The sequence below is a fragment of the Aliivibrio fischeri genome (assembly GCF_009727955.1).
Lineage (GTDB): Bacteria > Pseudomonadota > Gammaproteobacteria > Enterobacterales > Vibrionaceae > Aliivibrio > Aliivibrio fischeri_A.
This window is the reverse complement of sequence record NZ_WOBR01000002.1, coordinates 49,848-68,404: the sequence shown is the minus strand read 5'-3', so window position 1 is coordinate 68,404 and position 18,557 is coordinate 49,848. Positions and strand designations below refer to the sequence as shown.

Sequence of the window (18,557 nt, the reverse complement as noted above, 5' to 3'; positions counted from 1 at the left end):
AGCCCACTCATAGGGTGTGTTGAGAACATGCTACTATGAAGGGAGTCAATCAACAAAAGAAAAGATTAAAAGTGATGACACCATTAGAAAAATATCAGCAAGACCTCAATCAAGAGGGGTTTATGCATGATAGCGCTCAACAAAATGCTGTAGAACATCTTGATGATTTATATCGACGTTTTTTAGAATTAAAAGTTCCTCAACAACCAGTAAAAAGATCCTGGAAACACTTTTTTATAAAAGCAGCACCACCAAAGTTAATTCCCGAAAAAGGGTTGTATTTTTGGGGTGGGGTCGGTCGAGGTAAAACCTATTTAGTTGATACCTTTTATGATGCATTACCCACCCAAAGAAAAATGCGAGTTCATTTTCATCGTTTTATGCAGCGAGTTCATGATGAACTAGGCGACTTAAAACAGCAGTCTGATCCTTTGCTTATTGTTGCTGATAAATTTAAACAAGAAACCGATATTATCTGCTTTGATGAGTTTTTTGTTTCAGATATTACTGATGCGATGATCTTAGCAACTTTATTGGAGGCTTTATTTGATAGAGGGATAACGTTAGTCGCTACGTCGAATATATTACCTCAAGACTTGTATCGTAATGGGTTACAGCGAGCTCGCTTTTTACCTGCTATTTTTCTAATTGAGCAGCATTGTGACATTATCAATGTCGATAGTGGTGTTGATTACCGCCTTAGAACGCTAGAGCAGGCAGAAATATACCACTACCCATTAGATAGCGATGCCGAAATTAATATGAAAGGTTACTTCTTACAGTTAGTTTCTGGTTGCGATTACGAATCGACTCAAATAGAAATTAATCATCGTCTCTTAGAGGTAAAAGCCGAAGGGGATGGTGTGGTTCATTTTGATTTTGCATCTCTATGTGAAAGCGCTCGTAGTCAGCATGATTATATTGAGCTCTCTCACTTATATCATACGGTCTTGCTATCTAATGTGAAAATCATGGGGGAGCTAAATGATGATGCGGCTCGCCGGTTTATCGCTATGGTTGATGAGTTTTATGAGCGAAATGTAAAATTAATCATCTCTGCAGAGACAGATTTAGCCTCTATATATCAAAAAGGTCGTCTAACGTTTGAATTTAAACGTTGTCAGTCAAGGTTGATTGAAATGCAAAGTCATGAGTATCTAGCAAAAGAACATTTATCTTAATAAAAGAGAGTCATTTTTTGATGATTTAAGAGCTTCATTTACTGTGATGAAGCTCAAAACTTGTTTTTTTTAAACTTTTTGACCGATATGTGAAATATCTTCAAAAAAAAGGTGATTTTTTCTTCATGCTTCTCTATAATCCTCCGACCCACCGTTACTGTACTGGCTTAATTGCCAAGAGTGCCAACCACTCGAAGGGGTGATGACTGGGCTCAAAAATATACAGTGGGAGCGAAAGCTCCTAATCAGTGAAATTATTTAATAACGGGTATCATTAGCATGAAAACTTTCGTTGCTAAACCAGCCGCTGTAAAGCGTGACTGGTATGTTGTAGACGCTGAAGGTAAAACTCTTGGTCGTATCGCAACTGAAATCGCATCTCGCCTACGCGGTAAGCATAAAGCAGAATACACTCCTCACGTAGATACTGGTGATTACATCATCGTTATCAACGCTGAGAAAGTACGAGTAACTGGTAAGAAAGCATCTGACAAGATCTACTACCGTCACTCTGAATTCCCAGGCGGTCTAAAATCTATTTCTTTCGAGAAACTGATCGATCGTAAACCTGAAATGGTTATTGAATTAGCTGTTAAAGGTATGCTTCCACGTGGTCCTCTTGGTCGTGCTATGTACCGTAAACTTAAAGTTTACGCTGGCGCTGAGCATAACCACACTGCTCAACAACCACAAGTACTAGACATTTAATCGAGGATTATGGCAATGGCAGAGAATCAATACTACGGCACTGGTCGCCGTAAAAGCTCAGCAGCTCGTGTTTTCATCAAACCGGGTACTGGCAACATCGTAATCAACAAGCGCAGCCTTGAAGTTTACTTCGGTCGTCCAACAGCACGTATGGTTGTTAACCAACCTCTAGAGCTAGTTGAAATGACTGATAAACTAGACCTATACATCACTGTTTCTGGTGGTGGTATTTCTGGTCAAGCTGGTGCGATCCGTCACGGTATCACACGTGCTCTAATGCAATACGATGAATCACTACGTCCTGCACTACGCGCAGCTGGCTACGTTACTCGTGACGCACGTTGCGTTGAACGTAAGAAAGTTGGTCTACGTAAAGCACGTCGTAAACCACAATTCTCTAAGCGTTAATTTTACGCTTCCAAGGAGTTTTGTTTCAAAGCTCCTTTGGTATTGTGGTCAAAAGCCCAGCATTTATGCTGGGCTTTTGTTGTTTTTGTGAGCTTAAAACATTTTTAAGTCTTGAATTCCTTTCTCTTTTTTTATCCTTTCTCCAATCTCACTACAAAAACTCTACATATCTCACAAATGTTGCAAAAAAGTAGCTTTATCTTGTCAAAAAGTAAGGTTTTCTTTATCATTTATGGGTTAAAACAGCAGCTTAATAATATATGAATTAATTTTGAGCCTCTTTAGAGCGTTTGGAATAGTAAAGTTCTGTTGTATCACACCATTGAAAGTTAGCCGTAGCTCGTAAATGTATGGACATAATAAAAACCGCATAGAGCAAATGGGAGAAAGTTGGATGAGCAATGCGCCAGTGAGTAATGGTCGACGTCGTTTCTTAACCGCCACAACAGCTGTTGTTGGTGGGCTAGGAGCTGCTGCGGTGGCCGTACCTTTTATTAAATCTTGGAACCCGAGTGCAAAAGCGAAAGCTGCTGGTGCTCCGGTTGAAGTCGATATCAGTAAGCTCGAGGATGGGCAAATGGTTCGTGTTGAGTGGCGAGGAAAGCCTGTATGGGTTGTTCGTCGTTCAGAAGCACTTTTACAATCATTAACTGAGATTGAGGGTCAACTTCGAGACCCGTCTTCTGGAGAAGAACAACAACCTGAATATGCCCAAAATGCATATCGCTCAATTAAGCCAGAAATCTTTTTAGCCGTTGGCATCTGTACTCACCTTGGCTGTTCACCTACCTATTTACCTGACAGTTTTAGTGAACAAGTTGAAGGGGTTAATTCTGGTTTCTTCTGCCCATGTCATGGTTCTAAATTTGATATGGCTGGTCGAGTATTCCAAGGTGTACCTGCACCTTTGAATCTTGTTGTTCCTAAGCACATGTACCTTAGTGATACTCGTATCCTAGTTGGGGTTGATGAAGGAGGGGAAGCCTAATGCAACCGTTACTTGATTGGGTAGAAAAGCGTCTGCCTGCGATGAATGCATATAAAAAGCATTTATCTGAGTACCCAATGCCAAAAAACTTTAACTTTTGGTATTTCTTTGGCTCTTTGGCCATGTTGGTTTTAGTTAATCAGATCGTAACTGGTATTTGGTTAACAATGAATTACGTTCCTTCTGGAGAAGGAGCATTTGCCTCTGTTGAATACATCATGCGTGATGTTGATTATGGATGGTTACTTCGTTATATGCACTCAACTGGGGCGTCTGCCTTTTTTGTTGTTGTTTATCTGCATATGTTCCGTGGTCTGATTTATGGTTCTTACCAAAAGCCGCGTGAACTGTTGTGGTTATTTGGTATGTTGATCTTCTTAGTTTTAATGGCTGAAGCATTCATGGGGTACTTATTACCGTGGGGGCAGATGTCTTATTGGGGAGCTCAAGTAATTATTTCTTTGTTTGGCGCAATTCCTGTTATTGGTGATGATCTTACACTTTGGATCCGTGGTGACTATGTTATTTCGGGTGCGACGCTAAACCGTTTCTTTGCGCTTCATGTTATTGCACTACCAATTGTTTTGTTACTTTTAGTGGTACTTCATATTTTAGCTCTACATGAGGTTGGCTCTAATAACCCTGATGGTATTGAAACTAAGCTACCAAAAGCAAAAGACGATAAAGGTGAGCATAAAACACAGTTTAAGTTCCACGAATATTATACAAGCAAGTATAACATCATTGATTCAGTGCCTTTCCATCCATATGGAACGGTTAAAGACATGATTGGTGTGGCTGGTTTCTTATTTTTCTTCTGCTACGTGTTGTTCTTTAATCCTGAAATGGGAGGCTACTTCCTTGAGCCGCCTAACTTTGAAGCAGCAAACCCATTAAAAACCCCTGAGCACATTGCGCCTGTTTGGTATTTCACACCATTTTATGCCATCTTGCGTGCTGTTCCTGATAAATTATTAGGGGTAGTAGCAATGGGGGCATCGATAGTCGTGCTGTTCTTACTTCCATGGTTAGACCGCTGTAAGGTTCGCTCTTATCGTTACCGTAGTAAGTTACACTTATTGAATATTATCCAATTTACTATCAGCTTTATTGCATTAGGTGTATTAGGTGCATTACCTGCAACACCAACTTATACGCTGTTAGCTCAAATCTTTAGTCTGATGTACTTTATGTTCTTCGTTATTCTGTTTATTTACAGTAAAAATGAAGCCACAAAACCATTACCAGAGAGGGTGACATTCAAATGAAAAAGTTGATTTTAGTGCTTTTTGCTTTGTTGCCATCAATGGCGATGGCAGCAGGTGCAAATGTATCATTAGATAAAGCGAATAATGATATTAGCGATCAAGCATCTTTACAAAATGGTGCAAAGATCTTTATGAACTATTGTGCGGGTTGTCACTCAACACAATACCAGCGCTATAACCGTGTTGCAGAAGATCTAGGTATTCCACCAGATTTGATGATGGAAAACTTAGTGTTTAATCCTGATGCGAAGATCGGTGACTTAATGAAGAGTGCAATACCTGAAAAACAAGCCGCAGGCTGGTTTGGTGCTCCTCCACCGGATTTAACGCTTGTTGCTCGTGTGCGAGGTACCGATTGGTTATATACCTATTTACGTACTTTTTATGCCGATCCAACGCGTCCATTTGGTGTGAATAACATGGTATTCCCAAGTGTTGGTATGCCTCATGTTCTTCAAGAGCTACAAGGTGTAACTACACCAGTTTATGAGACAACAATTGTTGATGGTGTTGAGCATAAAGTTGTTGTTGGTGTTGAGTCAGATGGCACTGGAGAGCTTAGCTCAGGCGAATACGATATGGCAGTTCGCGATTTGGTCAACTTTTTAGAATATTCAGGTGATCCTGTAAAACTTGAACGTCATCGTTTAGGTTGGTGGGTTATGGGCTTTTTAGTGATATTTGCCTTTGTTTCTTATTTACTTAAGAAAGAATATTGGCGTGATGTCCACTAATCGTGATATTCTAGATCGTTAATTGTACGCAATGGAGGCTTAGCCTCCATTGTTTTTGTGTCACTATTATTTTAATAACAATAATAGATGACGGCACCCTAAGTGTGGTGCTTTTGCTCCTAGATAAATACCGGAGGGCTCAATGGCTGTTGCTGCCAACAAACGCTCAGTAATGACGCTTTTTTCAGACGCTTCTGACATGTACAGTCATCAAGTACGTATCGTACTTGCTGAGAAAGGAGTAAGTGTTGAAGTTGAATTGGTTGATCCATCCAACTTACCTGCAGAACTTGTAGAATTAAACCCTTACAAAACTGTACCTACACTAGTTGATCGTGAGCTTGCTCTATACAACTCTAACATCATCATGGAATACTTAGATGAGCGTTTTCCTCATCCACCATTGATGCCTGTTTACCCTGTAGCTCGTGGTAACAGCCGTCTAATGATGCACCGTGTTGAGACAAACTGGTACTCACTAGCTGAGAAAGTAGTTAAAGGTTCATTCGAAGAATCTGAAGCTGCACGTAACAAGCTACGCAATGACCTACTAATGTTAGGTCCAATCTTTGCTGAATACACATACTTCATGAGTGATGAGTTTAGCTTAGTGGATTGTTACTTAGCTCCGTTATTATGGCGTTTACCATCTATGGGTATTGAATTATCAGGCCCTGGTGCTAAAGAACTAAAAGTATACATGAACCGAGTATTTGAACGTGATTCATTCCTAGCTTCTCTAACAGAAGCAGAACGTGAACTACGTTTAACAAACTAATGGATATTCGTTCAATGATGCCGCGTCGCCCTTATTTGTTACGAGCATTTTATGAATGGATCGTAGATAACGAGTTGACGCCTCATCTTGTTGTTGATGCAACAATGAATGGTGTTCGAGTTCCAGAAGAGTTTGTTCAAGATGGCCAAATCGTTTTAAACGTTGCGCCACACTCTGTTGGGAACTTGGAGATGGGCAACGAGGCCGTGACATTTAATGCACGTTTTAGTGGTCGTCCACATTCAATTATTTTACCTCTATATGCGATTCAAGCAATTTACGCACGTGAAAATGGTGCTGGAACGATGTTTGAACCAGAAGAAGCATATGAAATGACGGAAGACGAAGGTATTTTTGAAGAAGAGGTGACATTAAATGCTGTCTCTGAAGAGAGTCCTTCGCCAGACGATGAGCCTGAACCTCCGCGTCCAAGTGGTCGTCCGAGCTTAAGAGTCGTTAAGTAAAGTGCAACAATTGAATCCTACTAAAAAGCCTACAGAAATGTAGGCTTTTTTATTGTGCTTTGGTTTTAACTATTGCTCGACACTGCCACCTTGGCCGTATTCAAATGCTTTAATTACGCCTTTTACCCCTTTAATATTACGAGCAACGTCTGCTGCAATATTGCCTTGTTCTTCAGTTACAAAGCCAACTAAGAACACTTCTTGAGCTTCAGTAAATACACTTATTTTGATTCCATTTAGCTCACTTTTAGCGAGCAGTGAAGATTTCACTTTTGTCGTGATCCAACTGTCATTATTGATTTGAGTAAAAGTGAGTAGTGGGCGAACTCTAATTTGGTTATAAACCGTGTTAACCCCTTTCATATCTTTTATTTTTTTCTCAAACTCTTGATTCATTTGAGCATCTTTTGCTTGTCCCATTAATAGCACTTTACCATCATAAGTAACTGCATTTACTCGCATGTTGTATTGGTAAGGTGCTTTATTCGCAAGCCCTGTAGCTTCTAAAGAGAGGTTTTTATCTGATAGTTGTTCTTTAACTGTGCGGTTATCTGTTACAACAGACGCGGTTGTTGCAGCGCCAGCAATGAACAAGCCAGCACAACCTTGCAGTAATACCGCAGAAAGCAGTAAAGCACTTAATTTCACTAATTTCATATTATTACTCGGTGTGTTGTGGAAAAAGGACCTGATCAACAAGATCACAAATACAATGCAATGTTAATAGGTGTACTTCTTGAATACGCGCGACACGATGGGAAGGAATGCGAATCTCAACATCCGATTCACCAAGCAAACCTGCCATAACGCCACCATCCATGCCTGTTAAGGCAATAATCGTCATGTCACGACTTACCGCAGCTTCCATCGCTTTTAGGATATCTTGGCTGTTTCCACTTGTTGATATTGCTAATAAAATATCGCCAGGTTGACCTAGTGCTCGAACTTGTTTTGAAAAGATTTCAGAGTAATTGTAATCATTAGCAATCGCGGTCAATGTTGAGGTATCAGCAGTAAGAGCCATCGCTGGAAGGCTAGGGCGTTCAGTCTCAAATCGATTTAATAGACAAGAGGCAAATTGTTGGGCGTTTGATGCTGACCCACCGTTACCGCAACATAGAATTTTGTTACCGTTTAGCAAAGTCGCTACCATTGCTTGAGAAGCATGCATAATATGATCTGGTAGAGCTTCCGCTGCGGCAATTTGGATTTGAATGCTTTCAGTAAAGCTTTCTTTGATATTTTCTAGCATTGTTTACCCTTCAACAATAGCATTTTTGATCCAGTTGATTTCCTTACCTTGAGCATGGATAGCAACGACATCAAATCTAAAAGATGTATGTTCAACAGAGAGCTTATTCTTCATAAGCCAGAAGAGAGCGGTTCGTTGTAATTTGCGCTGTTTTTGCCATGTTACCATTTCTTGCGCAGAACCGAAATTTGAAGTGTTACGGTATTTTACTTCAACAAACACAAAAGAGTCTTGATCTCGCATGATGAGATCAAGCTCTCCGGTTTTTGACTGGAAATTGCGGGCAATGAATGTGAGTTGATGTTGCTCTAAATAGCGTTGTGCCATCAACTCATAAAATTCGCCCTTTGCTCGCTTATTCTGTTTCTTCTCCATGAACAGCCCAGCTCATTTTACGTTGGATTACGCACTCTTGGTTAAGGCTTAACTCACCCGTTTTACCTTCCATACGATAATTATCAACGGCTTTCATTTGAGGTAGTTCAGCAACCAGCTGATAAGCGTCCATACCTAGAGCATGAAGTCGAGTTTCACCGTTGCTACTTTTTGGCCACAGTTCATCGTATTGTGCTTTGAAACTGTGGTTTTCATTCGTTAATAATGGAATATCACTAAACTCAATGCCTTTAATTTCAACTAACTTAGTTTGACGGCCACTGTTACTACGAGAGCTTGCATACAGTTTTGGTGGTTTGATTCCAGGGTTAATTGCAACTTCAATAAAAGGCTTTAATAGAACCAATTCACTGCTTTTAGCAACCATGTAAACCGCATCGATGTCACGACGACTACGTGGCTGAGCTTCTAATTCCATGTTCGCTAATGCGTTCATTTGGTAGATACGTGCTTGGCTACTTTCAATGCCAAAAACACTGTTTACCTTTTGTTGTAGTTGCGCTTTTGAGCCAAAGTAGCTGATTGATGGACGTTTTGCTGTTAGTTGGAACCATTTGTCACTGAACGCTTGGCTTAGTCGCTCACCCATAGTGCCTTGAGGTGCAAGGTATAATGGGTGTTTAAAGCCTTGTTTAAATAAATGTACAGCCGCTTGCTCAGCTTCTTGTTCTGGCGATAAAGTGAAATAACAACTGTTTATATCAGTATCAATTTCACTTGGGATATTAAGAGCTAATTGTGCAATCTCTGTTGAATTTAAAGACTGGAACTCTTCAATTTTGCTACGAACCAAAGGGCCAACAACAAATTGAATTTGTTCTTTTTCTAAGGTTGCCATTATTTCTGTCATTGATGTCGCTTGAGTGTCGATGATTTTAAGTTTAGTAAACTCATCTCGCTCTTTATCTTCCATCATGGCATTAATGAAACCATCTCGAACACGAATACCTTGAGGACCAAAACGACCACTCAAAGGTAGTAATAGTGCAACGTTTTCAGGACGAACAATCTCAAGAGCAAGAATATCTAAGATAACTTGAGGTGTGTATGTCGCTGCTGGATGAGTTGGGTTTGCAAGTAACCACTCATTTAAGGTTTCTTGTAATCGCATCGGTGAATGCTTCAATGTATCTAGGTAAGTTGCAAGCTGCACCCAACCATGTAGGTTAGTTTCACTTTCATCAAGTTTTACTTCTTCAAGAGCTGTGCTGTTTAATGAAGAAACACTTGTCCAAACTTGAGTCCAAAGTTGAGCTTTTTTGTCTTCAGCTGTGAATGGTTCTAATTTAATTAGCTCACGGGCTGAATTTAGATTATCACCACTTAGTAAATATAACTCATGGCGTAACTTGTGATAGTCGACCCATTGGCTGTCTTCTAACTTCCACCATGCCTCAAAATTTAGCGTTTGTAGTGCCTCTTCGTACTGACTTTGTGATTTCAGCATTTTTGCATGGGAAAGTTGCATTTCTGCGGTTTGTGCTGGAGACAGCTGCATTGTTGCTAGGCGTGTTAATAGCTTATCTGCAAGATCAAAGTTCTGTTCTTGCACTGCAGCTTTTAATGCCATGATTAAGAAATCAGCTTCAAGCGCCCCTTGTTGTTGGTCTGCTTTTAAAATATATGCGTTACTCGTTTCAGTTGGAGATTGAGTAATATCCAGACGTTCAGGTGCTTTTGGTGAGCTTGAACAAGCAGCCAATGTTAGAGCTAAGGCTACAGGAGCAATCAAGCGTGTTACACTGTTCTTTCTCGGGGTCATATTTGCCATGGGTAATATACTGGTCCTACTAAAAAGGGCTGTTGTTACTATGGATGCTCATCACCCAAACAGCTAAAATATATTTTTGATTATAGTGATTGCTTAGTCTAATACCTAATCTATGAAACAATTTTTCAGTAAGATTGGTATTATTCCCTATATTAATCGCAGAAGAGATAGTAAACAAATGACAGAACACAATTTATCTGTGGTGAATACTGCAACTTTGTACATTGTTCCTACACCAATCGGTAATTTAGGGGATATCACGCAGCGAGCCATCGAGGTTTTAAAGTCCGTTGACCTTATTGCCGCGGAAGATACACGACATACTGGTAAGTTATTGTCTCATTTTGGTATAGCGAGTCAAACATTTGCGCTGCATGATCATAATGAACAGCATAAAGCAGACTTATTGATCAGTAAATTGCAGCAGGGCTTATCTATAGCTCTTGTCTCAGATGCGGGAACACCATTAATCAGTGATCCAGGTTATCATTTAGTCAATCGTTGTCGTCAAGCGAATGTAAATGTTGTGCCATTACCTGGTGCTTGTGCCGTTATTACAGCACTTTCAGCCGCTGGCCTTCCTTCTGACCGCTTTAGCTTTGAAGGGTTTCTCCCTCCAAAAAGTAAAGGCCGTCGTGATAAATTTGAAGAGATTGCACAAGCAGAGCGCACTTGTATTTTCTATGAGTCTCCACACCGTATTATGGATTCATTGGATGATATGTTGACGGTTCTTGGGCCTGAGCGACAAGTTGTATTAGCTCGTGAGCTAACAAAAACCTATGAAACGATTCATGGTGCACCATTAGGTGAATTAATTGAATGGATAAAAGAAGACGATAATCGTAAACGTGGAGAGATGGTTTTACTTATCCATGGTTTTAGAAGCGAAGCAAAAGATGAACTGCCATTTGAAGCGACGCGTTCACTTTCTATTCTTGTAAAAGAACTTCCGCTTAAAAAAGCAGCGGCAATGGCGGCTGAAATACATGGTGTGAAGAAAAATGCGCTATATAAATGGGGTTTAGAGCATTTAGATTAAGAGAATTGAGAAAAAGGGGTGGTAAGTTATAACTGACTCTTATATCATTCACCCCATGAGCTGACTCGGTAATCGCTGCTTCATTGATGTCCTTAGGGAGACTGATGGAGGGGAGGAAAGTCCGGGCTCCATAGAGCAGGGTGCCAGGTAACGCCTGGGGGGCGCAAGCCTACGACAAGTGCAGCAGAGAGGAAACCGCCGATGGCTTAATCTTCTTTTATTCTTCGGAGTAGAGAAGTAAGCACAGGTAAGGGTGAAAGGGTGCGGTAAGAGCGCACCGGACGTCTAGTAATAGGTCGTTGCAAGGTAAACTCCACCCGGAGCAAGATCAAATAGGCCCTCGCATAGCACTGCTCGTGTTTGGGGGCGGGTAGATTGCTTGAGCCTGTGAGCGATTGCAGGCCTAGACGAATGGTTACCACCGCGCAAGCGGGACAGAACCCGGCTTATATGTCGGCTCTAACTTAGCCCACCATAGTACTATTTCGGTAGTGTTATGGTGGGCTTTGTGCTTTCTGCTACATTGGTTTAGAATTATCACTAATTTGACACACATTCCTGCATTTTTAGGTTAAGCTTTGGCTTAATTTTAACTGCTTATTCATATAATTACGGTAGTAAATACTCACTATGTCTGAACAATTCCAACACGTATCCGTTCTTCTTCATGAATCTATTGATGGTTTAGCTATTAAGCCTGATGGCATCTACATCGATGGTACGTTTGGTCGTGGTGGCCACAGCCGTCAGATCTTATCTCAGTTAGGTGAGAATGGTCGCTTGTATAGTATTGACCGTGATCCTCAAGCCATTGCAGAAGCAAAAACGATTACTGATCCTAAATTTACCATCATTCATGGCCCATTTTCAGGTCTGAAACAATATGTTGAAGAGCTTGATCTTGTTGGGAAAATTGATGGGGTTCTACTGGATTTAGGCGTGTCATCTCCACAACTTGATGATGCAGAACGTGGTTTTAGCTTTATGAAAGATGGCCCACTGGATATGCGTATGGATCCAACATCAGGCATTCCGGTATCTCAATGGTTACAAGAAGCTGATGTTGAAGATATCACTTGGGTGATCCGTGAGTTTGGTGAAGATAAACATGCGTGGCGTATTGCTAAAGGTATCGTTGCTTACCGTGAAAATGAAGAAAATGAACCTCTAACTCGTACTAGCCAGTTAGCTAAATTGATTTCTGAGGTTGCACCTAAGAGCTTTAAAGAGAAAAAACACCCAGCGACGCGTGCATTCCAAGCATTTCGAATCTACATCAACAGTGAGTTAGATGAGATTGATACCGCTTTAAAAGGAGCGTTGGATGTATTAGCTCCAGAAGGGCGTTTATCAGTGATCAGCTTCCATTCATTGGAAGATCGTATGGTTAAGCACTTTATTCGTAAAGAAAGTAAGGGACCACAAGTACCTCATGGTCTGCCGCTAACTGAAGAACAAATTAAAGCATTAGGCAGTGCAAAAATGAAACCTGTTGGTAAAGCGATTAAACCAACTAAGAATGAAGTGGATGTTAATGTGCGTTCACGCAGTTCTGTTTTACGTATTGCTGAGCGTTTATGAGTAAAAATACCGCTTCACAACCAAGTCTTACAAAACTTATCGGCCTAGACATTTTTGGTGTAGGCCGCCTTCATGCAATTCTATTAATTTGTATCTTTTTAAGTGCAATCGGTGTGGTATTAGCTACTCACAATACTCGTCAAATGACGGTTCAACGTGAAAACTTATTACTTGAAAAAGATATCTTAGATGGTGAATGGCGTAATTTAATTTTAGAAGAAAGTGCGCTTGCTGAGCATAGCCGAGTTCAATCTCGTTCTGTTCGTGAATTAGATATGGAACGTCCAGCGCCAGATAAAGAAGTAATCATAAAACTACGATGAAATTACCAAATAGAAAAAAAAACAATAAGCGTATAACTAAAGCGCCGCCAACTTTTATCCAGTGGCGCTTTGGCGTTATTGTTTTCTTTGTCTTTCTTGCCTTAGCTATTCTTATTGCGCGAGCCGCTTATATCCAAGTTATTGAACCAGATAACCTTGTTAAGCAAGGTGATATGCGTTCTATCCGTGTTAAATCTCTCCCTTCTGCCAGAGGTATTATCTCTGATCGTAATGATGAACAGCTTGCTGTAAGTGTGCCTGTTGATGCGGTTTGGGCTGATCCAGTGACGATCTATAAAGAAGGTGGCCTTGTTGAGATTGAACGTTGGTATGCACTTGCGGATGTATTAGGACTTAAGCGTAAAGAGTTAATTTCTAAAATTGAAAAAAACAAGAAACGTCGTTTTATTTATCTTCAGCGTCAAATATCCCCAGCGGTTGCTGCTTATATTAAAAAATTGAAATTAGCTGGTATTGGTTTAAAAGCTGAATCACGTCGTTATTATCCAACTGGTGAAATCAGTGCGCATGTTATTGGTGTAACAGGTATTGATAGTCATGGCCTCGAAGGAGTAGAGCGCAGCTATGATGGTTGGTTAACTGGTGAGCCGGGGCGTCGAACTGTACGTAAAGACCGTTATGGCCGAGTGGTTGAAAATATTTCTCTAAAAGAGAAACAAGAAGGGAAACCATTAACTCTAAGTATCGATCAGCGTTTACAGGCGATTGCTTACCGTGCAATTAAACAAGCCGTATCTGACTTTAGAGCGATGTCTGGCTCCGTTGTGATGATCGATATTAAGACGGGCGAAGTACTAGCAATGGTTAATGCGCCTTCTTATAACCCGAACAATCGTGAGCAGTTACAAAGCTTTAGAATGCGTAACCGTGTGATTACCGATACGTTAGAACCGGGCTCTACAGTAAAACCTTTTGTTGTATTAGCTGCTTTAGATGGTGGAACTGCGAACTTAGATACGATTATTGATACCGGTAATGGCATCATGCGTATTGGCGGTAGTCGTGTCCGTGATAGCTCGAAAGTTGGTAAAGCCGATCTCACTACTATCTTGAAGAAATCAAGTAACATCGGTGTTGCGCACTTAGCGTTGGGAATGCCTTTGCAAGAGTTGTTAGCCGAGTATGCTGCCGTTGGTCTTGCTGATCCATCAGGTTTAAATCTAATTGGTGAAGCAACAGGTATTTTCCCTGATCGTCGTCGTTGGTCTGATTTCGAGATCGCCACATTAGCCTTTGGATATGGTTTGTCGGTTACGCCAATCCAGTTAGCGCACGCTTATGCCACATTAGGGGCTTATGGTGAATATAGACCACTTTCAATTTTGAAAACTACTGGACCAACACCGGGTAAGCAAGTGGTTAATCGACAGCATGCAAAAGCGGTATTAGAAATGATGGAAACCGTAACTCAACCAGGCGGTACAGCAACAAGAGCAGCTGTACCTGGCTACCGAGTTGCGGCTAAAACCGGTACGTCACGGAAAGCGGTTCGTGGTGGTTACAGTGATGAATACATGACAGTGACAGCAGGTGTTGCACCAGTCAGTAACCCTCGAATTGCGTTAGTTACTATCGTGAACCAACCACAAGGTGATGAGTATTACGCAGGTCAAGTTGCGGCACCGATTTTTGGTCAGGTAATGAAAGATGCGTTGCAAATTCTAAATGTAGCGCCAGATGAAAGTACCGTAAAACATATCGATGTATTGAATTAGGAAAGTGATGATGCAGTTATCTGAATTACTGTTGCCTTGGTGCGATTTAAATCAATCTGTGGCAATTTCATCTATGACATTGGACAGTCGCCAAGTTTCTCCTGGCTGTTTATTTGTAGCGATTAAAGGCCATGCAGTGGATGGTCGCCAATTTATTTCATCAGCAATTGAACAAGGTGCTGTTGCGGTTATTGCTGACGCTGATGAAGAGAATACCGTAGGGACGGTAAAGGTTATCGATAAAGCGATTGTTGTTTATATTGATTCTCTTTATATGCAGTTAAGTGCGATTGCAGGCGCTTTTTATCAAGCGGATAAGAGATGCATGCAACTCGTCGGTATTACTGGTACTAATGGTAAAACGACGATTTCTCAGATCATTGCTCAATGGACGACATTATTAGACCAACCTGCTGCCGTAATGGGAACAACGGGCAATGGCTTACTGTCGGATCTTAAGCCAGCCTTGAATACAACTGGCAGTCCAATTGAAATCCAACAAACACTGACAGAGCTTGAGAATATTGGAGCTAAATTGACGGCATTAGAAGTGTCGTCTCATGGTTTGATTCAAGGGCGTGTTAATGCGTTATCTTTTGATGCAGCAGTATTTACGAATTTAAGCCGTGACCACCTTGATTATCATGGTGATATGGAAAACTATGCTGAAGCTAAAAAGTTACTTTTTACTTCTCATAATCCAAAACATTCAATCATCAATGCGGATGACCAAGTGGGCTGCCAATGGTTAAAAGAGATGCCTCATGCCGTCGCTGTTTCTTTAAATGAAGAAAACATCTCTTTTCATTCCGGTAAGAAGGTATTTGCGACATCGGTTGTTTATTCAACCGAAGGCATTCAACTTTCCGTTTCTTCAGATTGGGGAAATGTTGCTTTTTCAGTGCCTTTAATTGGAGCATTTAACGCGAGCAATATTCTCGTTGCTTTCGCGACACTTCTTTCTTTAGGTTATGACATCCAAGCTTTAGCTCAAACGGCATCTCAGCTGAATGCAGTTATTGGCAGAATGGAGTTGTTTACTGCAAATAATAAAGCCAAAGTAGTTGTCGATTATGCGCATACGCCTGATGCTTTAGATAAAGCGTTGCAAGCATTACGAGTTCATTGTGAAGGTAAGTTGTGGTGTATTTTCGGCTGTGGTGGCGATAGAGATACAGGGAAACGACCAATGATGGCAAGCATTGCTGAGCAACAAGCAGATGTGATTATCTTAAGTGATGATAACCCTCGTTCAGAAGAACCAAGCTTAATTACTAATGATATGCTGGCTGGATTAAAAAATTCTGAATCTGCACATGTTATTCATGATCGTTTTGAAGCTTGTCAGTTTGCATTATCTCAAGCAAATGAGAACGATATCATTTTACTTGCCGGTAAAGGGCATGAAGATTATCAAGTGTTAGCGGATAAGACCGTTCATTACTCTGATCGTGAAACCGCACAAACATTATTAGGGCTACAATCATGATAACTATGTTACTTAGCGAAATAGCAAAAGCGTGTGATGGGCGTTTGGTTGGGGCTGATTGTCAAATATCGTCAGTATCAACAGACAGTCGACACATTGATGAACAAGGGCTTTTTGTTGCTCTTATCGGTGAACGCTTTGATGCCCATGATTTTATACCAGCAGTACAAGAGCAAGGAGCTACCGCACTTCTTGTATCAAAAGAAGTCGATACAACACTTCCTCAAGTAATTGTTTCTGATACACAAAAGGCGTTAGGCTTAATAGCGAAACATGTACATCAAGTTTGTCATACTTTTACATTTGCCTTAACGGGTAGTTGTGGCAAAACCACAGTAAAAGAGATGCTCGCTTCTATTTTAACTCGTTCTGGCGAAGTGTTAGCAACCGCAGGTAACTTTAATAATGAGATCGGCGTTCCGTTAACGTTATTACGCTCTCAACCAAGTAATGATTTTGCCGTTATCGAATTGGGTGCAAACCACCAAAATGAAATCTCATACACCACTCAGTTAGCACAACCTAATGTCGCATTGGTCAATAATATTGCAGCGGCTCATTTAGAAGGTTTTGGTTCTATTGAGGGGGTAGCAAAAGCAAAAGGCGAGATTTTTGAAGGGCTACAAGAAAACGGTATTGCTATTTATAATCTAGATAGTAATGGTTTACCAAAATGGTCATCATTATTTGAAGGTAAACAAGTGTTTAGCTTTGCTATGGATGACTCTAGTGCTGACTTTTATGCATCAAATATTGAAGTAAATGAGATTGGTGAACCTAGTTTTCAATTAAATACGCCTAAAGGTAGCATTCAAGTTTCTTTAGGGATTATTGGTAAGCATAACGTAGCGAATGCCGTTGCTGCTGCTGCTTTAGCTATTCAAGCGAATTCATCATTAAATGATATTCAACAAGGGCTACAAGAGTTAGGTTCTGTGAAAGGGCGTGTTGCAGTCGAAACATTAGCATCTGGATTGAAGGTTATCGATGACACTTATAATGCCAGTGTTCCTGCTATGAAAGCTGCAGTGGAGTTACTTGGTGGATTTCAAGGTCAGCGTTGGCTTGTTTTAGGGAATATGGCTGAGCTAGGTGAAGAAAGCCTTGCACTTCATCGTGAAGTTGGGGAATATGCTGCCCCATATCAATTTGAGCAAGTAGTGACATTTGGTGATGACACAAAAGTGATCAGCGAGCTATGTAATGGCCGTCATTTTGAAACACGTTCTGATTTGAATGCTTACTTACTTAAAGAATTACAATTAATTAAACATAATGAGGTTACCGTGTTAGTTAAAGGTGCCAACAGTTCACGAATGAGCGAAGTGGTTTCAGCTCTTAAGGAGTGTCAGTAATGATTATTTGGTTATCCAATTTTCTAGAGCAATATTTTCCATTTTTTCGCTTATTTGAATATTTAAGTTTTAGAGCCATCTTAAGCATTATTACGGCATTAACGATCTCATTATGGATGGGACCAAAACTGATTGCTTGGTTGCAAAACCTTCAAATTGGTCAAGTGGTACGTGATGACGGTCCTGAATCACATTTTAGTAAGCGTGGTACGCCAACGATGGGCGGCATCATGATTTTAACTGCAATTACAGTGACTGTGTTCTTGTGGGCAGATTTAACTAACCCTTATGTTTGGGCCGTTATGTTTGTATTGCTAGGCTATGGTGCTGTTGGCTTTGTGGATGACTACCGTAAAGTCGTTCGTAAAAATACAGATGGTTTAATCGCTCGTTGGAAGTATTTTTGGCAATCTTCTATCGCGCTAGTTGTCGCTTTTGCTCTTTATGCTTATGGAAAAGATACGGCAGCAACGCAGTTAGTTGTTCCTTTCTTTAAAGAAGTGATGCCTCAACTTGGCCTTGCTTATATTCTTCTTACCTACTTTGTTATCGTAGGAACCAGTAATGCTGTGAACTTAACCGATGGTCTTGATGGTCTTGCAATCATGCCTACGGTATTTGTTGCTGCAGGTTTTGCCTTTATTGCTTGGGCAACAGGTAACGTGCAATTCGCAAACTACTTACATATTCCGCATATTCCGTTAGCGAGTGAGTTAGTGGTTGTGTGTGCTGCGATTGTTGGTGCTGGTTTTGGTTTCTTATGGTTCAACACGTATCCAGCACAAGTATTTATGGGTGATGTAGGCTCACTGGCTCTTGGTGGAGCACTAGGTACGATTGCAGTGTTAGTTCGTCAAGAGTTCCTATTGGTTATCATGGGTGGTGTATTCGTTGTTGAAACGTTATCGGTAATCTTACAAGTGGGGTCATACAAACTACGTGGTCAACGTATTTTCCGTATGGCACCAATTCATCACCATTACGAATTAAAAGGTTGGCCAGAGCCTCGCGTTATTGTGCGTTTCTGGATTATTTCTATGTTATTGGTTCTTATTGCATTAGCGACATTGAAGGTACGTTAAT

Annotated in this window: 19 protein-coding genes and 1 other RNA gene; 16 read left to right on the top strand and 4 right to left on the bottom strand. The window is 40.7% G+C overall.

The features are described from left to right. Nucleotides 1-74 precede the first annotated feature (74 nt). From zapE to sspB, 8 genes are all read left to right on the top strand, one after another. Entirely contained in the window at nucleotides 75-1,181 is a 1,107-nt protein-coding gene (gene zapE / locus GNP81_RS00830; protein ID WP_196587404.1) for a cell division protein ZapE, read from the top strand. A gap of 279 nt (nucleotides 1,182-1,460) precedes the next feature. After that, nucleotides 1,461-1,889, top strand: a complete 429-nt coding sequence (gene rplM / locus GNP81_RS00825; protein ID WP_005420958.1) for a 50S ribosomal protein L13 — start codon at nucleotides 1,461-1,463, stop codon at nucleotides 1,887-1,889. 15 nt (nucleotides 1,890-1,904) lie between these two features. Next, on the top strand, nucleotides 1,905-2,297 hold the full coding sequence (gene rpsI / locus GNP81_RS00820) for a 30S ribosomal protein S9 (protein ID WP_005420956.1): 393 nt from the start codon (nucleotides 1,905-1,907) through the stop codon (nucleotides 2,295-2,297). Between the two features lie 394 nt (nucleotides 2,298-2,691). Then, nucleotides 2,692-3,285 carry a ubiquinol-cytochrome c reductase iron-sulfur subunit gene (gene petA, locus GNP81_RS00815; RefSeq protein ID WP_005420954.1) on the top strand — a complete coding sequence of 198 codons (594 nt, stop codon included), beginning with the start codon at nucleotides 2,692-2,694 and terminating at the stop codon, nucleotides 3,283-3,285. Further along, nucleotides 3,285-4,553: a cytochrome b gene (locus GNP81_RS00810; protein WP_005420953.1), complete on the top strand. Its 1,269-nt coding sequence runs from the start codon at nucleotides 3,285-3,287 to the stop codon at nucleotides 4,551-4,553. The genes petA and GNP81_RS00810 overlap by 1 nt, the downstream gene beginning before the upstream one ends. Beyond that, nucleotides 4,550-5,287, top strand: coding sequence for a cytochrome c1 (locus GNP81_RS00805; RefSeq protein ID WP_155665336.1), 738 nt, complete (start codon nucleotides 4,550-4,552; stop codon nucleotides 5,285-5,287). Before GNP81_RS00810 ends, GNP81_RS00805 begins: the two co-directional genes overlap by 4 nt. A 142-nt stretch (nucleotides 5,288-5,429) precedes the next feature. After that, on the top strand, nucleotides 5,430-6,065 hold the full coding sequence (gene sspA / locus GNP81_RS00800; RefSeq protein WP_005420949.1) for a stringent starvation protein SspA: 636 nt from the start codon (nucleotides 5,430-5,432) through the stop codon (nucleotides 6,063-6,065). Further along, nucleotides 6,065-6,529, top strand: a complete 465-nt coding sequence (gene sspB, locus GNP81_RS00795) for a ClpXP protease specificity-enhancing factor (protein ID WP_155674280.1) — start codon at nucleotides 6,065-6,067, stop codon at nucleotides 6,527-6,529. Before sspA ends, sspB begins: the two co-directional genes overlap by 1 nt. Before the next feature lie 69 nt (nucleotides 6,530-6,598). Here the strand turns inward: sspB and GNP81_RS00790 are convergent, their stop codons facing one another. The 4 genes from GNP81_RS00790 to GNP81_RS00775 are packed head-to-tail and all read right to left on the bottom strand — an operon-like array spanning nucleotide 6,599 to nucleotide 9,948. Beyond that, entirely contained in the window at nucleotides 6,599-7,186 is a 588-nt protein-coding gene (locus GNP81_RS00790) for a BON domain-containing protein (RefSeq protein ID WP_005420945.1), read from the bottom strand. A gap of 4 nt (nucleotides 7,187-7,190) precedes the next feature. Then, a complete protein-coding gene (locus GNP81_RS00785; protein ID WP_005420943.1) occupies nucleotides 7,191-7,781 on the bottom strand; it encodes a phosphoheptose isomerase in 591 nt (196 codons plus the stop codon). A 3-nt stretch (nucleotides 7,782-7,784) separates the two neighbouring features. After that, entirely contained in the window at nucleotides 7,785-8,156 is a 372-nt protein-coding gene (locus GNP81_RS00780) for a YraN family protein (protein ID WP_005420941.1), read from the bottom strand. Further along, nucleotides 8,137-9,948, bottom strand: coding sequence for a penicillin-binding protein activator (locus GNP81_RS00775; RefSeq protein WP_155674281.1), 1,812 nt, complete (start codon nucleotides 9,946-9,948; stop codon nucleotides 8,137-8,139). The genes GNP81_RS00780 and GNP81_RS00775 overlap by 20 nt, the downstream gene beginning before the upstream one ends. A gap of 178 nt (nucleotides 9,949-10,126) precedes the next feature. On the opposite strand from GNP81_RS00775, the gene rsmI reads away from it, so the two are divergent. From rsmI to mraY, 8 genes are all read left to right on the top strand, one after another. Then, the gene (gene rsmI / locus GNP81_RS00770) at nucleotides 10,127-10,990 is read left to right on the top strand and encodes a 16S rRNA (cytidine(1402)-2'-O)-methyltransferase (protein ID WP_047863564.1); all 864 of its coding nucleotides are present in this window, start codon (nucleotides 10,127-10,129) and stop codon (nucleotides 10,988-10,990) included. Between the two features lie 56 nt (nucleotides 10,991-11,046). After that, nucleotides 11,047-11,455, top strand: an RNA gene (gene rnpB / locus GNP81_RS00765) — RNase P RNA component class A. 165 nt (nucleotides 11,456-11,620) lie between these two features. Continuing rightward, entirely contained in the window at nucleotides 11,621-12,571 is a 951-nt protein-coding gene (rsmH, locus tag GNP81_RS00760; RefSeq protein ID WP_005420935.1) for a 16S rRNA (cytosine(1402)-N(4))-methyltransferase RsmH, read from the top strand. Next, on the top strand, nucleotides 12,568-12,894 hold the full coding sequence (gene ftsL / locus GNP81_RS00755; protein WP_005420933.1) for a cell division protein FtsL: 327 nt from the start codon (nucleotides 12,568-12,570) through the stop codon (nucleotides 12,892-12,894). The genes rsmH and ftsL overlap by 4 nt, the downstream gene beginning before the upstream one ends. Then, complete coding sequence (locus GNP81_RS00750) at nucleotides 12,891-14,630, top strand: peptidoglycan glycosyltransferase FtsI (protein ID WP_012533967.1); 1,740 nt, start codon at nucleotides 12,891-12,893, stop codon at nucleotides 14,628-14,630. The genes ftsL and GNP81_RS00750 overlap by 4 nt, the downstream gene beginning before the upstream one ends. A 7-nt stretch (nucleotides 14,631-14,637) precedes the next feature. Further along, nucleotides 14,638-16,119: a UDP-N-acetylmuramoyl-L-alanyl-D-glutamate--2,6-diaminopimelate ligase gene (murE, locus tag GNP81_RS00745; protein WP_155674283.1), complete on the top strand. Its 1,482-nt coding sequence runs from the start codon at nucleotides 14,638-14,640 to the stop codon at nucleotides 16,117-16,119. Further along, a complete protein-coding gene (locus GNP81_RS00740) occupies nucleotides 16,116-17,474 on the top strand; it encodes a UDP-N-acetylmuramoyl-tripeptide--D-alanyl-D-alanine ligase (RefSeq protein WP_155674284.1) in 1,359 nt (452 codons plus the stop codon). Before murE ends, GNP81_RS00740 begins: the two co-directional genes overlap by 4 nt. Further along, the gene (gene mraY, locus GNP81_RS00735; RefSeq protein WP_005420923.1) at nucleotides 17,474-18,556 is read left to right on the top strand and encodes a phospho-N-acetylmuramoyl-pentapeptide-transferase; all 1,083 of its coding nucleotides are present in this window, start codon (nucleotides 17,474-17,476) and stop codon (nucleotides 18,554-18,556) included. Before GNP81_RS00740 ends, mraY begins: the two co-directional genes overlap by 1 nt. Nucleotide 18,557: the final 1 nt, after the last annotated feature.

Bases quoted from the DNA above. Each gene is read 5' to 3' on its own strand.
- zapE (WP_196587404.1), top strand. From the start codon at position 75: ATGACACCATTAGAAAAATATCAGCAAGACCTCAATCAAGAGGGGTTT.
- rplM (WP_005420958.1), top strand. From the start codon at position 1,461: ATGAAAACTTTCGTTGCTAAACCAGCCGCTGTAAAGCGTGACTGGTAT.
- rpsI (WP_005420956.1), top strand. From the start codon at position 1,905: ATGGCAGAGAATCAATACTACGGCACTGGTCGCCGTAAAAGCTCAGCA.
- petA (WP_005420954.1), top strand. From the start codon at position 2,692: ATGAGCAATGCGCCAGTGAGTAATGGTCGACGTCGTTTCTTAACCGCC.
- GNP81_RS00810 (WP_005420953.1), top strand. From the start codon at position 3,285: ATGCAACCGTTACTTGATTGGGTAGAAAAGCGTCTGCCTGCGATGAAT.
- GNP81_RS00805 (WP_155665336.1), top strand. From the start codon at position 4,550: ATGAAAAAGTTGATTTTAGTGCTTTTTGCTTTGTTGCCATCAATGGCG.
- sspA (WP_005420949.1), top strand. From the start codon at position 5,430: ATGGCTGTTGCTGCCAACAAACGCTCAGTAATGACGCTTTTTTCAGAC.
- sspB (WP_155674280.1), top strand. From the start codon at position 6,065: ATGGATATTCGTTCAATGATGCCGCGTCGCCCTTATTTGTTACGAGCA.
- GNP81_RS00790 (WP_005420945.1), bottom strand. From the start codon at position 7,186: ATGAAATTAGTGAAATTAAGTGCTTTACTGCTTTCTGCGGTATTACTG.
- GNP81_RS00785 (WP_005420943.1), bottom strand. From the start codon at position 7,781: ATGCTAGAAAATATCAAAGAAAGCTTTACTGAAAGCATTCAAATCCAA.
- GNP81_RS00780 (WP_005420941.1), bottom strand. From the start codon at position 8,156: ATGGAGAAGAAACAGAATAAGCGAGCAAAGGGCGAATTTTATGAGTTG.
- GNP81_RS00775 (WP_155674281.1), bottom strand. From the start codon at position 9,948: ATGGCAAATATGACCCCGAGAAAGAACAGTGTAACACGCTTGATTGCT.
- rsmI (WP_047863564.1), top strand. From the start codon at position 10,127: ATGACAGAACACAATTTATCTGTGGTGAATACTGCAACTTTGTACATT.
- rsmH (WP_005420935.1), top strand. From the start codon at position 11,621: ATGTCTGAACAATTCCAACACGTATCCGTTCTTCTTCATGAATCTATT.
- ftsL (WP_005420933.1), top strand. From the start codon at position 12,568: ATGAGTAAAAATACCGCTTCACAACCAAGTCTTACAAAACTTATCGGC.
- GNP81_RS00750 (WP_012533967.1), top strand. From the start codon at position 12,891: ATGAAATTACCAAATAGAAAAAAAAACAATAAGCGTATAACTAAAGCG.
- murE (WP_155674283.1), top strand. From the start codon at position 14,638: ATGATGCAGTTATCTGAATTACTGTTGCCTTGGTGCGATTTAAATCAA.
- GNP81_RS00740 (WP_155674284.1), top strand. From the start codon at position 16,116: ATGATAACTATGTTACTTAGCGAAATAGCAAAAGCGTGTGATGGGCGT.
- mraY (WP_005420923.1), top strand. From the start codon at position 17,474: ATGATTATTTGGTTATCCAATTTTCTAGAGCAATATTTTCCATTTTTT.